The organism is Micromonospora sp. NPDC051006, assembly GCF_044456245.1.
Lineage (GTDB): Bacteria > Actinomycetota > Actinomycetes > Mycobacteriales > Micromonosporaceae > Micromonospora.
This window is the reverse complement of sequence record NZ_JBITFP010000002.1, coordinates 114258-127755: the sequence shown is the minus strand read 5'-3', so window position 1 is coordinate 127755 and position 13498 is coordinate 114258. Positions and strand designations below refer to the sequence as shown.

Below are 13498 nucleotides of genomic sequence, written 5' to 3'. Positions count from 1 at the left end.
TCATGATGATGGAGATCCACCTCGATCAGCGACTCAGATAAGGACCTCGCTCGGCGCCATCGTCGGCGTCCGGGCCCGCCGGCCGAACACCGGCGTCAGCCCCGGTGGCTGGGCCAGGACGGCATCCAGATCCTGGACGCTCTGCGCGGCGAGCCGGTAGATGCCCTGGACTCCGAGGGATCGGACGAGCCGCCCCTCGTCGCTGACATGCTTGACGGTCCGGGTCGCGCGCAGCGAGCGGTAGGTCAGCCGCCGCAGCGCCTCGGGCGGCATCGCGGCGTCGAGGCGTACGCGCGTGCCGTGCTCGCCCAGGACGACCTCCGTGAGGCAACGGCCGGCGAGGAACCGCCAGTGCGGGAAGCGATCAAGGTGGCGCTCGAACCCGTCGTCAGCGCCGGCGCTCCACTCGACGATCTCGGTGACCCGCATCCGGCCCAACACGTAGAGCCGCTGGTCGTGCACGCCGACCGGGTACACCAGGTCACCGGGGCGGACCTTGGCCCGCAGGAAGCTGGGCATCGAGAGGTGCGGGCCACCGAAGAGCACCTGCAGGGGTACGTGGGCGGCCGCGGCGGTGGCGATGGAGCGGCAGCGGTCCCTGGCCCAGAAGACGGTGTACGCGTCGGTCACAGCGGGCAGCCTAGGAGCCCGTTAAGACATTTTCGCGACACGGCAGCGACGGCGAAGCGGCCCCTCACCGGGGCGGTGGTGAGGTGTCGCCCGGGGATTGACGGCTTGAGATAGCTTGTCGTCGGTCTACTTGGGGAGATCCCCAGAATCCTTCGGGGGAAAGAAGCTGTTACGTGTCACTTTGGAAGAAGACCACGATCGTGGCGGTCTCGGCGCTCACCGCACTCGCGGTGTCCGCCTGCGGCTCGAAGCCCGGCTCGTCGGACGCGCCGGAGCAGCCCAGCGTGCTGGAGCTGCTCGCCAGTGATCTCAAGGGGTCGTTGCAGAAGACGGTCGACGCCACCGACAAGACCGATTCGGTGACCCTGACGATGAAGGGCAAGGCGGGCGGCGAGCAGATCTCGATGCAGGGCGTCCTGGACCTGGGCGACCCGGTCAAGGCCGAGATGACGACGGCGGGCCCGGACGGCGCCCCGACCACCGTGCGGATGATCGGCGCCGTGGTCTACGTCGAGATTCCGGCGGAGGACCGCGCCAGCACCGGCGGCAAGCGCTGGATGAAGATGGACCTGAGCACCGTCGGCGAGCAGGCGGGCATGGACCTCACCAAGCAGTTCGAGGACGTCGACCCGACCAAGCAGGTCAAGACGCTGCTCGCCTCCGAGGGCGTGACGGTCGTCGGCCAGGAGATGGTGAACGGGGCGGCCACCGTCCACTACACCGTCACCACCCCCGTCGCGACCCACTTCGCTCAGCTCGACCCCGAGCTGCGGTCGGGCGTCGAGAAGCAGTTCGCCAAGGAAGGCGTCAAGGAGATCGAGATCGACCTGTGGGTCGACGAGCAGTACCGGCCGCGCCGGGCGGGCATGGTCATGGGCAAGATGGGCGACATGGTGGTCGACTACACCGACTACGGCAAGGCGGTGAGCATCGAGACGCCGCCGCCGGCGGAGACCGCCGACTTCGCCGAGATGCTGGAGGGCCTGAAGGACCTGGCCACCCAGAACTGACCAGGGTTGGCACACTGCCCGGCCGGCGACTTTCGCCGGCCGGGCAGTGCCGTCTCAGGAGGACGTTGCTTGACTCGACCCATGGGCAGATCCCTCGCTCAGTCGCACGGAGCGGGCGAGGGACGTGCTCAGCGGCGGGGCGTACGGGCGACGCGGAAACCCACGTCGTCGACCTGGAAACTCGGGTGGCTGCGGCGCCGCACCGAGGCCCGACAGCTCCAGTGCTCGTCGAACCAGCCGCCGCCCCGGAGCACCCGGTAGCTGCCGTAGACCTCGGCGTCGTAGACGTCCCAGCACCAGTCCCAGACGTTGCCGAGCATGTCGTGCAGGCCCCACGCGTTGGGGCGCTTGCCGCCCACCTCGTGGATCCGCTCCTGGGAATTGCCGCGATACCAGGCGATCTCGTCGAGCGGCCCGTAGCGCGGGCCGGTGGTGCCGGCCCGGCAGGCGTACTCCCACTCGGCTTCGGTCGGCAGCCGGTAGCCGTCGACGGTGGCGTCCCACTCGACGTCCTCGCCGTCCGCGTCGAGCCGGTACGCGGGCGCCAGGCCCTCGCGTCGGGACAGGGCGTTGCAGTAGCGGATCGCGTCCCACCAGGAGACGCTCTGGACGGGCAGTCGATCGCCCTGGTGGCTGCTCAGCCGCTTGCCGGTGACCTGCGCGTACTGGGCCTGGGTGACCGGGAACGCCGAGAGTTGGTAGGGCGCGAGCGGCACCGACCACTGCCGCTGCGTCCGCCGGTCGGAGAGCGTCACCCGGCCCGCCGGTACGGCGATCATCTCGTGCTCCGGGCTCTCGTCCATGGACGGCCGATCGTAGTCGCGCTCCACCGCGGGGGCGGGTGGGACAGGCGAGCTGCGCCGCCTCACCCGCGCTCGCGGGGTGCGAAGACCCCGGTCCGCTCCAGCACGGCCGCGACGAGCAGGATCGCGGCGGTGGCCGCGGTCGCCACCAGCAGGGGCAGTCCCGCCGTCAGCAGGCCCACCACGAGCAGCGCCGGCAGCGCGGCCAGCCGGGGCCAGGAGAACCGCCGGTTGATGGCGGCGGAGAGCAGCAGCCGACCGGTCAGGAAGAGAGCCGGACCGGCGACGACCACCGCCACCGCGCCCGGCTCGGTCGGGTGGGCGATGGCCAGCTTCGCCCCGACGGCGGTGGCCACCACCCCACCGACCATCACCAGGTGCAGGTAGGCGGAGGCCGGGCCGAGCCGGGACGGGTCGGCCCGCTCGAGGGCCTGGCCCAGATGTCCGCCGGCCGGCGTGATGTAGAGCAGCCCGGTCAGCACGGCCATGGTGAAGACCAGCAGGAAGGCGGCGGTCTGCGCCGGGCCGATGTCGGTCGCGGCGTACGCCACGCCGGCGACCAGGATCAACTCGCCGAGCGAGATGATGAAGATCTGCTGGAACCGCTCGGACAGGTGCCCGCCGGTCAGCCGCAACTCGTCCCCGCGGGCCCGGCCGAGCCCCGGCGTGGGCCATCCGATGCTCGGCCCGACATAGTCCGTCGCCATGGCGGTCAGCCAGAGCGGGACCCGCGCCGCCGGCACCAGCGCGCCGGCCAGCCACAGCACCCCGCTGGCGCAGAACCAGAACAGGATCCGCAGGCTGCGCGGACGCCGCGGGTGGCCGCGCAGCAGAAGGCTCGTGAGCACGTTGCGGCCGACGTTGAGCGCGACGAAGGCACCCGCGAAGAGCAGCGCCCGGTCACCCAGCGCCTGCGGCACGGCCGCGCCCATCAGCAGGCTGCCCAGCGCGGCGGCGACCAGGATGAACCGCACGACCGCGGCGCTCGGCGCGAACCAGTCGGTAAACCAGGTGGTCGACACCCAGACCCACCAGAGCGCGGCCAACAGCAGCGCGGTGCGCAGCGCACCGCCGACGTCCAGGTCGGCCAGCAGCATGCTGGCCAGTTGACTGAGCGCGAGAACGAACGCCAGGTCGAAGAAGAGTTCCAGGAAGGAGGCGCTCACCGGATCTTCACGGTGCCGCAGCAGCCGTTCCGGCGCGCTCGCCATCGGCACTCCTTCCGGTGGCGCCCTGCCGATGTCGTACCACGGGCGAGAGGGTGGGTGACGGTGGAACGCGGAGAACGACCCGGCGGCCCGTCGTGTCGTTGATCCGGCTGCACCCCCCGCCGCCGACGGACACGGTGGGGGCACCGATCGTCGAGGGGGAACGCCGATGACCAGTCAGCGGGAGACCGTGCAGGTCGACTCGGACCTGTTCCGCACCGTCTACGACTCACCGGCCTCGCTGCCCGGCCGGCACCGCTGGACCACCCCGGAGGCGGACGTACGGCGGCTGGAGAAGCTGCTCGGCATCCCGCCCCGCAGCATCGGCGCCCCGCTCTGGGTCAGCGGCGACGAGCCGGACTGTCCCAAGTGCGGCCGTCGGGTGACCTGGTACGACATCGTCTCGTCGGCGCTTTCCGGTGTGCACGACCGCACGATGATCGCCATGGTGATCCTCGGCGACCGCAAGTACGTCAACACCGAGGTGCCGGACGCCATCCCCGGGGTCCGTTGCGGTGACTGCCACACCGCCATCGACGGCCTGCGCAGCTTCAAGTGCCACAACTGGGCGTACGCCTTCGAGGAGCTGGAGAAGGTCCGCGAGCGGATGTCCGGCGGGCTCGAGACGGCGTGAGTGTCAGCTCGCGGCGCGGCGGGCCGGCCGCCGGCCCGGCGGGGAGGGCGGCTCGGGCCCGGGGTCGGGCACCGGGGGCATCGCCCGGCTGACCGGCGCCCCGCCGGCGACCCGCACCCGCTCGCCGTGGTGCCACAGCTCGACGGTGGCCTCCGGCCCGGCGTCGGGCAGCTCGTAGCAGGCCTCGTCGGGGGTCAGCGTGACCCGCAGCCGGTGGCCGTGCCACCGCAGGTGGAACGCGAGCCGGTGGATGCGCCGCGGCAGCCGGGGGTCGAAGGAGAGCACGCCCCGGTCGTCGCGCAGCCCGCCGAAGCCCTGCACCAGCGCCAGCCACGACCCGGCCAGCGAGGCCAGGTGCAGCCCGTCCGCGGTCTTGTCGCCGAGGTCGGCGAGGTCCTGACGGACCGACTCGGCGAACAGGTCGTACGCCAGATCGAGGTGGCCGACCTCGGCGGCGAGCACCGCCTGCGGCGCGGCCGACAGGGACGAGTCGCGGACGGTGCGGGCCTCGTAGTACGCGACGTTGCGCGCCTTCTCCTCGGCGGTGAACTCGCCGGGGCAGCGCAGCATGGCCAGCACCAGGTCGGCCTGCTTGACCACCTGCTTGCGGTAGAGCTCCAGGTAGGGGAAGTGCAGCAGGAGCGGGTACTCCTCCTCGCCGGTGCCGGCGAAGTCCCACTCCGGCTGCTCGGTGAAGCCGGCCGACTGCTGGTGCACCCCACGCTTGCGATCGTAGGGGACGAACATCGCTTCGGCCGCGGCCCGCCAGCCGGCCACCTCGGCCGGGTCGACGCCGAGGCGCTCGGCCTGCTCGGGGTGGCGCTCGACGGCGTCGGCCGCGCCGGTCAGGTTGCACCGGGCCATCAGGTTGGTGAAGACGTTGTCGTTGACCAGGGCGGCGTACTCGTCGGGGCCGGTCACCCCGTGCAGGTGGAAGGCGCCGGTGTCCGACCAGTGGCCGAAGCGGTGCCAGAGCCGGGCCGTCTCCACCAGCAGGTCCACGCCCGCCTCGGCGAGGAACTCCCGGTCGCCGGTGGCCGCGACGTAGCGCAGGACGGCGTCGGCGATGTCGGCGTTGAGGGTGTAACCCGGCGGTGCTGGCCGGCCAGTAGCCGGAGCACTCGCGACCGCCGATGGTCCGCCACGGGAAGGTGGCGCCGGCCAGCCGCAGCTTCGCGGCCCGTTCGCGGGCCTCCGGCAGGTGCGCGTGTCGCCAGCGCAGCGCGGAGCGGGCCACCGCCGGGGCCAGGTAGGTGAGCACCGGCAGCACGTAGCTCTCGGTGTCCCAGAGCACGTGGCCGTCGTAGCCGTTGCCGGTGAGCCCCTTGGCCGGGATGGTCCGGTCGCCGTCCGGCCGACCCGCCTGTACCAGGTGGAAGAGCGCGAACCGGATCGCCTGCTGAAGTTCCGGGTCGCCGTCCAGCTCCACGTCGGCGGTCCGCCAGGCGCCGTCCAGCGCGGCCCGCTGTGCGGCGAGCAGCGCGTCGAAGCCGTCCGCCCGAGCGGCGTCCGCCTCGGCGACGACCAGGTCGGCCAGCTCGTCGGGAGGCGTCCCCCGCGCCGGCGCGCACTCGTACGCGGCGAACTTGGTCAACCGGAGCCGCTCCCCGGGGCGCAGCGGGCCGGTCAGGGTCAGCCGCATCCGGTCCAGGGTGCAGTCACTGTCGGCGGACACGCGCTCCGGCGCGTCGACCAGATGCGCGACCGCCACCGCGACCCGCTGCGCGCTCCGCTCGGTGCGGTGCACCAGCACCCCGTCCGGCCCGTGCGAGCGGCGCGTCTCGGCGGTCAGCGGATCGGTGACGACCGAGGCGGCCCGCGGGTCGTCGGAGCGCTCCGGCACCCGCTCGTTGGCCAGCAGATCCGAGCAGACCCGCAGCTCGACGGTCGCGTCCAGCGGCTCCACCTCGTAGCGGACGGCGGCGATCCGCCGCCGGGGCAGGGAGACCAGCCGGGTGCTGCGGATCCGTACGCCGCGCCCGCCGGGTGAGATCCACTCGGTCTCCCGGCGCAGCACCCCGGACCGCAGGTCCAGCACCCGTTCGTGGGTGCGCAGGGTGCCGGTGCGGACGTCCAGCGGCTCGCCGTCGACCCAGAGTCGGATCAGCGTGGCGTTCGGCGCGCTGACCACAGTGTCGCTGAACTCCGGGAAGGCGTAGCCGTCCTCCGGGTAGCCGAGTTCGCGCCGCTCGTGGAAGCCGTTGAGGTAACTGCCCGGCATCCCGTAGGGCGCGCCCTCGTCGAGGGTGCCACGCCAGCCGATCCAGCCGTTGCTCAGCGCGAAGATCGATTCTGTCTCGCCGAGCCGGTCCAGGTCGGCCGCCGTCCGGCGGATCCGCCAGCTCTCGTCACCCTCCGACGACCTGCTCCCAGCCGGCCCGGCCGTGGCGGTGGTGTGCACGCAGCCTCCTGTGGTTCCGACGACGCCCCCGGATCGTGGCAGACCCGGCTGTGAGACCGCTGAGGACGAAGGTCAGGGAGGGGTGCTGACCAAAGCACACTGCGGTGACACTTCGGGAATCGGTACCTTTACCCAAGGTGAACACAGCATGAACGGATGGTGGGGTGGCTCATGGTGGAGGCCGGCGCGACCGACGTACCGGAGATCAGCGTCAACTGGTACCAGGACATCGTCGACGCGGCCGCCGACAGCCCGCAACCGGTGCAGTGGTTCGCCGGGCACTTCACCGAGGTGTCGATCCTGCTGCTGGGCGTGCTGCTGCTGGTGGCGGCCTTCACCCGGCTCGGTGGCGGTCCGCGGGACCGGGCGCTCGCCCTGGTCGCGCCGGTTCCGGTGGTCCTGGCGTACGGGTGCAGCGAATGGCTCAAGACGGTGGTGGACGAGGACCGGCCGTGTCGGGCGGCCACCAGGGTGATCATCGCCGGCAGCTGCCCGCCGCCGGGCGACTGGTCGTTCCCGAGCAACCACTCCACCATCGCCGGCGCCCTGGCGGTCGCGACCCTGCTGCTGTCCCGCCGGTTCGGGTTGATCGCGGCGCCGATCGCCGCCCTGGCCGCGTTCTCCCGCACCTTCGTCGGCGTGCACTATCCGCACGACGTGGTCGCCGGCGTGCTGCTCGGCGCCCTGGTCGTCCTGCTGGTGACGCCGTTGCTGGCCCGCCCGACCGCCGAGCTCCTGCGCCGCCGGTCGCGCCAGGCCGAGGGGCCGGTCACCGACCCGGTGGGCGGGGCCGGCCGCCGCTGAGCCGGCACGGCGGCGCGCCCGCCGAGCGGCGGTCAGTTGGCCAGCAGCAGGGCGCCGACCGTGCCGAGCACCAGGAACGGGCCGAACGGGAGATGGCTGGACCACCGGGCCCGCCCGGCCACCAGCAGACCGAGACTGACCAGAGCGGCCAGACCGAGGGCGAGCAGCAGCCCGGCCACCAGGACCGGCCAGCCGTACCAGCCGAGCAGCACGCCGACGCCGAGCGCCAGCTTGGCGTCGCCCAGCCCGAAACCCCGCCGGCCGAGCAGCAGGGTGGTGGCGGCGAAGAAGAGCGCCAGCCCGGCACCGGCCAGCGTGGCCCGCAGCCAGGGCCCCGCTCCGCCGCCGGCGAGCGCGGCCAGCCCGAGCAGCGCCCAGGCCCCGGCCGCCGCCGGGTAGGTGAGCCGGTCCGGCAGCCGGTGCACGGCCACGTCGACGAAGCAGAGCGGCACCGCCCAGCCGAGCCACCAGGCGACCGCGGCCAGGTCGGCGGCGGGCGTACCGAGTAGCAGCAGCACCGCCCCGGCCGCCAGCACGGCCAGCTCGACGGTGGCCGCCGGCGGCCCGATCCGGCACCGGCACCGCGCGCAGCGGGCCGTCGGACCGAGCGCCGGCCATGGGTGCCGCAGGTTGACCGGCGTGCCGCAGGCGGCGCAGCCGGCCCCGGGTGCGGCCCCCGGCGGCACGGCGTGCCGTAGCACCGCCAGTCGCAGCAGCGGGGTCAGCGCCAGCGCGGCCAGCACCCCCGCCGACCGGCCGAGGGTGGGTGGCTCGACCGCCTCGGAGGGTGCCGATTTCGGTGCCGGCCCGGCACCGGACGGGGTCGTCGACGGGCCGGTCAGCGCCATGACGGCCGTCCGGACGGGCAGCCGGATCGGCCGAAGACGAACACGGATCGTAACTGAACGATCGCTAGGGTGTAGCGGATGGCGCGGAAAGCGACCTCGCGCTGCGCCTCCTCCGGCGCCGCCGGACGCCGTGCCGCGCCGACCTGCGGGCCGGTTGACCGGGGCACGGCGTCAGGGGACGGATCGGGCCAGATGCCGCGAGCGGGTCGCGCGGAGCCCTGCTCCGGGCGGTCGCACCGTCCGACCGGGGGCGAACCGCGCAGAGTGCCGGAGTTCGTCGCGTACCGCTGGCGCACGTCCGGGTCGGACTCGACCGCCGCCACCCCTCACCACCACCTGTCATCACGGAGAGTGTTCGAATGAATTGCCTCTGTTGCATCGGCGAACGTCAGCCTATGCTCGCCCCTTGGGTGTGACGCAAGCCTCACCGAGCCGATAGGACGACACCGAAACTTTGCATTTGTGAAAGATCCGTAAACGTAAATGCGGCAGTGAATCCACAGCTCCGGATGTGACCATTCGGGCGCGCTTCCGCATGCCCGGCGGCCGACGACGCGGTGGCCGCCGGGTCGCCACCGAGGAGGCACGGCGGTGCAAGGATGGCAGCACAGCCGAACGGCAATCTGCCTGTTGACGGTCGCGGCGCTGGCATCGGCGCCGGCGTGCGGCACCGGCCGGGAGGCGGTCGTCCAGCCGCCGGCACACCCGGCAGCCGAACACGCGACGGATCGGAACGCCGACGAACAAGCTGCGGGAAAGGCCGCGCTGAACGCGTATTCCGGCTATCTCGCCGCATCCCGTACGGCGGGTCGACGCAGTGATCCGCACGCGCCGGAACTGTCCCGGTTCCTCGCGGATCCGCTCTTGACCCGGGTCCGAATGGCAATTCGTGAGGCGAAGGAGCACGGCGCGATGCGTACCGGGACGCTGAAGTCCGACCCCACGGTGACCGCCGTCAGCCTCGACTCGGTGCCGGCCACCGTGGAGATCCAGGACTGTCTCGACGCGACCGGATACCGGCTGGTCTACGCCAAGGACCAGCGGGTGGTGCCCGGCAGTGGCGCGAAACGGTACCTGGCCACCGCCACCGCGACCCGCTACCCCGACGGCCGCTGGCTGATCAGCGCGGGCGCGGCTCACCAGGACCAGCCGTGCTGACCTGGGGAGGAAGGGGTGTCCCGGTCCGTCCACCCCGGACCGGGGCACCCCGCCGGGCATGGCTCGGGCTGGTGCTCGGGGTGGCGTTGCTGCTGGTCGCTGCCGGCACCGCGCCGGCCGCCGCCCGCCGGGCCGACCCGGGCGGCGAGTGCCCACCCGGGCAGCACGACTGCAGCGTCTGGGACGACGAACCCGGCACGCCGGGCGGTGGCGGGGACAACGGCGGGGGTGGCGACAACGGCGGGGGCGGCGACTCCGGCGGCGGCACCGGCAAGTGTTCCTGGGCCGGCCGCACCGTTCGCTGCTACGACGACGTGCTCGGCTGGTTCAACAACGGCAACGGTTGCTACTACAAGCTGGAGGAGCCGCAGCGGGCCGACACCCCCGAGGGCAAGCAGTGGTACCTGCTCACCTGCAACGGCGGCGACCTCGGCGATCAGCGCACCGAACTGCTCGACGGTCCCCCGCCCGGTTACGGCGCCCCGCCCGACCCGGAGGAGCTGGCCCGCCGGGCGCTGGCCCGGATCACCATCTCGCCGCCCCGGGTCGCGGTGGCCCCGCGCCGCAGCACCGGTCCCGGCCTGGTCGGGCTGCCGGTCTGGATGTGGGGCAGCAAGGGCCGGCAGTACTTCGGCCCGGTGATCCGTGAGTCCGAGACCGAGCGTGGGCTCACCGTGACGATCGAGGCCCGGTTCGACCGGATCGTCTGGGACATGGACGACGGTCAGCACGTCACCTGCACCGGCGCCGGCACCGAGTACAAGGTCTCCGGCCCGCACGCCGGCAAACGCTCCCCGACCTGCGGCTACCACCGCGGTTACGCCAAGGCCGGCAGGTACGCGGTGGACGCCACCACGTACTGGACGGTGACCTGGCGCGGGGGCGGCCAGAGCGGGGTCATCCCGGTGACCCGGTCCACCGGCACCGTGCCGATCCAGATCAACGAACTCCAGGTGGTGACGCGATGAACGCGACGAACGAGCAGATCTGGACGGCGGTGGCCCGATGAGCCTGGCGACACGCAACGGAACCGGACCGGTGGAGGCACCGGTGAGCCCGCCGAAGGTGGTCCGGCAACGCCGGATGCGCCCCGGCCTGCTCGGCCTGGCCGTGCTGCTGATCGCCCTCGGCGGGCTCGGCGCCGCCTTCGCGGTCACCTCGGTCCGGGCCACCGGCAGCTACCTGGCGGTGGCCCGCCCGGTGGAGGTCGGTCGGCAGCTCAGCGCCGACGACCTGGTGCCGGTGCAGGTGGCCGGCGGGCAGGGGCTCTCCCCGGTAGCGGCCGACCGGCTCGACGAGGTCGTCGGCAAGCGGGCCGCGGTGTCGCTGACCCCGGGCACCCTGCTGACCATGACCCAGCTGACCGACGATCCGCTGCTCGGCCCCGGGCAGCAGCAGGTGGCGCTGGGCCTGGACCTCGCCGAGGTGCCCGCCCGGGAGCTGCACCCCGGTGACAAGGTCCTGCTGGTCAGCACCCCCGACGACAACGCCGGGCCGAGCGCCACGGCCGGCACCCGGTTCGAGGCGACCGTGATCGACACCAGCACCTCTGAGAACGACGACGAGGTGGTGGTCTACCTGGCGCTCGCCGTCCGGGACGTGCCGGCGGTGGTGGCGTTGAACGCGCAGGAGCGGATCGCCGTCGTGCTGACCGAGGCGGCCTGAGCATGGCGATCATCGCGCTGGTGTCGGCGAAGGGCTCCCCGGGCGTCACCACCTCGGCGCTGGCCGCCGCGTTGACCTGGCACCGGCGGCTGGTACTCGCCGAGTGCGACCCGGCCGGAGGCTCGATCCTCGCCGGCTACCTGGGTGGCGCGCTCGACGGGCCGCGCGGCATCGGCGAGCTGGCGGTCGGCGAGCTGCGCGACGGCAACCTGGACAGCGCGTTCTGGTCGCAGCTGGTGGACCTGGACGCGCCGCACCGCGAGCGGCTGCTGCTGCCCGGGGTGGTCGACCCGACCCAGTCCGGCAGCGTCACCCCCCTGTGGCAACGCTTCGCCGACTTCTTCACCGGTCTCGACCGCGGGGCGCCCCCGTACGACGTGCTGGTCGACTGCGGACGGCTGCACGTGGCGAACCCGCCCTGGCCGCTGTTGCGCGCCGCCTCGGTGGTGCTGGTGGTGACCCGCTCCGAGCTGCCCGACCTCTCCGCCGCCCGGGCGACGGTGACGGCGATCGAGCGGGACTTCGGCGAGCACCGGGTGCCGCCGGGCACGCTGCGGCTGCTGCTGGTCGGCGGTGGACACGGTCGCAGCGAGATCAGCCGGGCGCTGCGGCTGCCGGTGATCGCGCGGTTGCCGGACGACCCGCGTACCGCCAAAGTGCTCGCCCTCGGCGGGACCGTGCGGGCCGGACGGCCGCTGATGCGCGCGGCGGCCGGGCTGGAGGTGCCGGTCGGCGCGCTGCTGGACCGGCGGCGGGCGCGGCTCGCCTGGCCCGTCCAGCAGGGGGTGCCGGATGCGATTTGAGCCGCTCTCCGGAGATCCGCGCCGGCAGCCGCCCGGCGGCGCCACCTCCACCGCGCCGCCGCTGACGCCGCCCAACGGCCGGCACCACCCGCCGCCCGATGCCCCTGCGACGCCGGCCGGCGCGCCGGCACCGGAGTCGCCACCCCGGCCCCGGGTCGACTTCCAGGTGGTCCGCGAGCTGCGCCGGGAGCTGACCGAACGGCTCACCCTGTGGCAACGCGGCCGGGAGTTCACCGTCGACGAGGAGGACACCGAGCGGGCCCGGCTCGCCGTGACGGTGGTCGCCGAGTACGCCGACTCGGTCCGCCGGGCCGGCACGCCGATGCCCGCCGGCGAGGAGCGGCTGCTGCTGGACCAGGTGACCGCGGAGCTGATCGGCCTCGGCCGGCTGCAGACCCTGCTGGTCGACGACACCATCGAGGAGGTCCACATCCTCGGCTGCGACCAGGTGCGCATCACCCGGCACGGCGGCGGCGTCGACTGGGCCGAGCCGATCGCCGACAGCGACGCCGAACTGGTGGAGATCCTCCAGGCGGCGGCCCGCCGGGCCGGGGCCACCGAGCGGTCGCTCTCCACCTCCAAGCCCACCCTGGACCTGCAACTGCCCGACGGCAGCCGGCTGGCCGCGGTGTTCCTGGTCAGCCACCGCCCGTACGCGGTGATCCGCAAGCACAACACGCTGGACGTCAGCCTGGACGACATCGCCGGTTCCCGGGCCGACCTGGACGAGATGATCGACCCGCTGCTGCGCGACTTCCTCCGCGCGTCGATGCGCGCCGGGCTGAACATCATGGTCGCGGGCCTCGCCGGGGCCGGGAAGACCACCGTCATCCGGGCGTTGATGAACGAGATCCCGCCGGACGAGCCGTACGTGCTGCTGGAGGAGAGCCGGGAGCTGTTGCCGGCCCGCCGCCGGCTGCGGCACCGGGCGGTGATGAGCTTCGAGGCCCGGGAGGGGCACGGCGAGCGCGGACTGGACGGCCGGCCGGCCGGTGAGGTGACCATCGCCGACCTGATCCCGGTCTCGCTGCGGATGGGCGTGCTGCGGATCATCGTCGGCGAGGTCCGGTCCCGGGAGATCGTCCCGATGCTCCAGGCGATGACCACCAGCCGGGGTTCCATGTGCACCATCCACGCCCGTACCCCGGCCGGGGTGAGCGAGCGGATCGTCGAGCTGGCGCTGGCGCACGGCCGGGAGATGACCGTCGACCAGGCGCGCCGGATGGCCGGCAACGCGCTCGACCTGATCGTCTACGTGACGATCGAGGACGAGACCGCGATCGGCGGGCGCAAGCACCGTTTCGTCTCGCACGTCGAGGAGGTGATCGGGGCCGGCGAGCACGGCCGGATCACCACCACCGCCGTCTTCGCCCCGGGGCCGGACGGCCGGGCGGTCCCCCGGCACCTGCCGGAACGGGTACGCGACCAACTGCTCCGCGTCGGCTACGACGCCCGGCTGCTGACCCGGTGGATCGAGGCCGGCACCGGCGCCTGGCGGCGGTCCCGGCAGACCCGACTGGGCCGGCGGTGACGG

Annotated in this window: 12 protein-coding genes and 1 pseudogene; 8 read left to right on the top strand and 5 right to left on the bottom strand. The window is 73.2% G+C overall.

Going from position 1 to position 13498, the window contains the following annotated elements:
* Positions 1-33: 33 nt before the first annotated feature.
* Positions 34-630, bottom strand: coding sequence for a hypothetical protein (locus ACIBBA_RS04290; protein ID WP_396693635.1), 597 nt, complete (start codon positions 628-630; stop codon positions 34-36).
* A gap of 173 nt (positions 631-803) precedes the next feature.
* Between ACIBBA_RS04290 and ACIBBA_RS04285 the strand changes: the two genes are divergently transcribed.
* Positions 804-1640 (top strand): hypothetical protein, encoded by an 837-nt coding sequence (locus ACIBBA_RS04285; protein WP_396693633.1) that lies wholly within the window; start codon positions 804-806, stop codon positions 1638-1640.
* Between the two features lie 128 nt (positions 1641-1768).
* Here the strand turns inward: ACIBBA_RS04285 and ACIBBA_RS04280 are convergent, their stop codons facing one another.
* Positions 1769-2443: a formylglycine-generating enzyme family protein gene (locus ACIBBA_RS04280; protein ID WP_396693631.1), complete on the bottom strand. Its 675-nt coding sequence runs from the start codon at positions 2441-2443 to the stop codon at positions 1769-1771.
* Between the two features lie 62 nt (positions 2444-2505).
* The gene (locus ACIBBA_RS04275) at positions 2506-3654 is read right to left on the bottom strand and encodes a low temperature requirement protein A (RefSeq protein ID WP_396693629.1); all 1149 of its coding nucleotides are present in this window, start codon (positions 3652-3654) and stop codon (positions 2506-2508) included.
* Positions 3655-3820: 166 nt separating this feature from the next.
* Between ACIBBA_RS04275 and ACIBBA_RS04270 the strand changes: the two genes are divergently transcribed.
* Positions 3821-4285 carry a hypothetical protein gene (locus ACIBBA_RS04270; protein ID WP_357047047.1) on the top strand — a complete coding sequence of 155 codons (465 nt, stop codon included), beginning with the start codon at positions 3821-3823 and terminating at the stop codon, positions 4283-4285.
* Between the two features lie 3 nt (positions 4286-4288).
* Here the strand turns inward: ACIBBA_RS04270 and ACIBBA_RS04265 are convergent.
* Positions 4289-6686: pseudogene (locus ACIBBA_RS04265) on the bottom strand (glycoside hydrolase family 65 protein).
* A 156-nt stretch (positions 6687-6842) separates the two neighbouring features.
* On the opposite strand from ACIBBA_RS04265, the gene ACIBBA_RS04260 reads away from it, so the two are divergent.
* The gene (locus tag ACIBBA_RS04260; RefSeq protein WP_396693626.1) at positions 6843-7490 is read left to right on the top strand and encodes a phosphatase PAP2 family protein; all 648 of its coding nucleotides are present in this window, start codon (positions 6843-6845) and stop codon (positions 7488-7490) included.
* Positions 7491-7522: 32 nt separating this feature from the next.
* Here ACIBBA_RS04260 and ACIBBA_RS04255 read toward each other — a convergent pair whose 3' ends face one another.
* Complete coding sequence (locus ACIBBA_RS04255) at positions 7523-8338, bottom strand: prepilin peptidase (RefSeq protein ID WP_396693624.1); 816 nt, start codon at positions 8336-8338, stop codon at positions 7523-7525.
* A 591-nt stretch (positions 8339-8929) separates the two neighbouring features.
* Here ACIBBA_RS04255 and ACIBBA_RS04250 point away from each other — a divergent pair.
* From ACIBBA_RS04250 to ACIBBA_RS04230, 5 genes are read left to right on the top strand one after another with little or no spacing between them, the layout of a single operon-like run.
* The gene (locus tag ACIBBA_RS04250; protein WP_396693622.1) at positions 8930-9496 is read left to right on the top strand and encodes a hypothetical protein; all 567 of its coding nucleotides are present in this window, start codon (positions 8930-8932) and stop codon (positions 9494-9496) included.
* On the top strand, positions 9490-10464 hold the full coding sequence (locus ACIBBA_RS04245) for a hypothetical protein (protein WP_396693620.1): 975 nt from the start codon (positions 9490-9492) through the stop codon (positions 10462-10464). The genes ACIBBA_RS04250 and ACIBBA_RS04245 overlap by 7 nt, the downstream gene beginning before the upstream one ends.
* Positions 10465-10501: 37 nt before the next feature.
* Positions 10502-11161 carry an SAF domain-containing protein gene (locus tag ACIBBA_RS04240; RefSeq protein ID WP_396693618.1) on the top strand — a complete coding sequence of 220 codons (660 nt, stop codon included), beginning with the start codon at positions 10502-10504 and terminating at the stop codon, positions 11159-11161.
* 2 nt (positions 11162-11163) lie between these two features.
* Positions 11164-11964 (top strand): ParA family protein, encoded by an 801-nt coding sequence (locus ACIBBA_RS04235; RefSeq protein ID WP_396693616.1) that lies wholly within the window; start codon positions 11164-11166, stop codon positions 11962-11964.
* Positions 11954-13495, top strand: coding sequence for a CpaF family protein (locus ACIBBA_RS04230; RefSeq protein WP_396693614.1), 1542 nt, complete (start codon positions 11954-11956; stop codon positions 13493-13495). The genes ACIBBA_RS04235 and ACIBBA_RS04230 overlap by 11 nt, the downstream gene beginning before the upstream one ends.
* The last annotated feature ends 3 nt before the right edge of the window (positions 13496-13498 follow it).

Coding starts and splice junctions, on each gene's coding strand:
- ACIBBA_RS04280 (WP_396693631.1), bottom strand. CDS start 2,443: ATGGACGAGAGCCCGGAGCACGAGATGATCGCCGTACCGGCGGGCCGG.
- ACIBBA_RS04275 (WP_396693629.1), bottom strand. CDS start 3,654: ATGGCGAGCGCGCCGGAACGGCTGCTGCGGCACCGTGAAGATCCGGTG.
- ACIBBA_RS04270 (WP_357047047.1), top strand. CDS start 3,821: ATGACCAGTCAGCGGGAGACCGTGCAGGTCGACTCGGACCTGTTCCGC.
- ACIBBA_RS04260 (WP_396693626.1), top strand. CDS start 6,843: ATGGTGGGGTGGCTCATGGTGGAGGCCGGCGCGACCGACGTACCGGAG.
- ACIBBA_RS04255 (WP_396693624.1), bottom strand. CDS start 8,338: ATGGCGCTGACCGGCCCGTCGACGACCCCGTCCGGTGCCGGGCCGGCA.
- ACIBBA_RS04240 (WP_396693618.1), top strand. CDS start 10,502: ATGAGCCTGGCGACACGCAACGGAACCGGACCGGTGGAGGCACCGGTG.
- ACIBBA_RS04235 (WP_396693616.1), top strand. CDS start 11,164: ATGGCGATCATCGCGCTGGTGTCGGCGAAGGGCTCCCCGGGCGTCACC.
- ACIBBA_RS04230 (WP_396693614.1), top strand. CDS start 11,954: ATGCGATTTGAGCCGCTCTCCGGAGATCCGCGCCGGCAGCCGCCCGGC.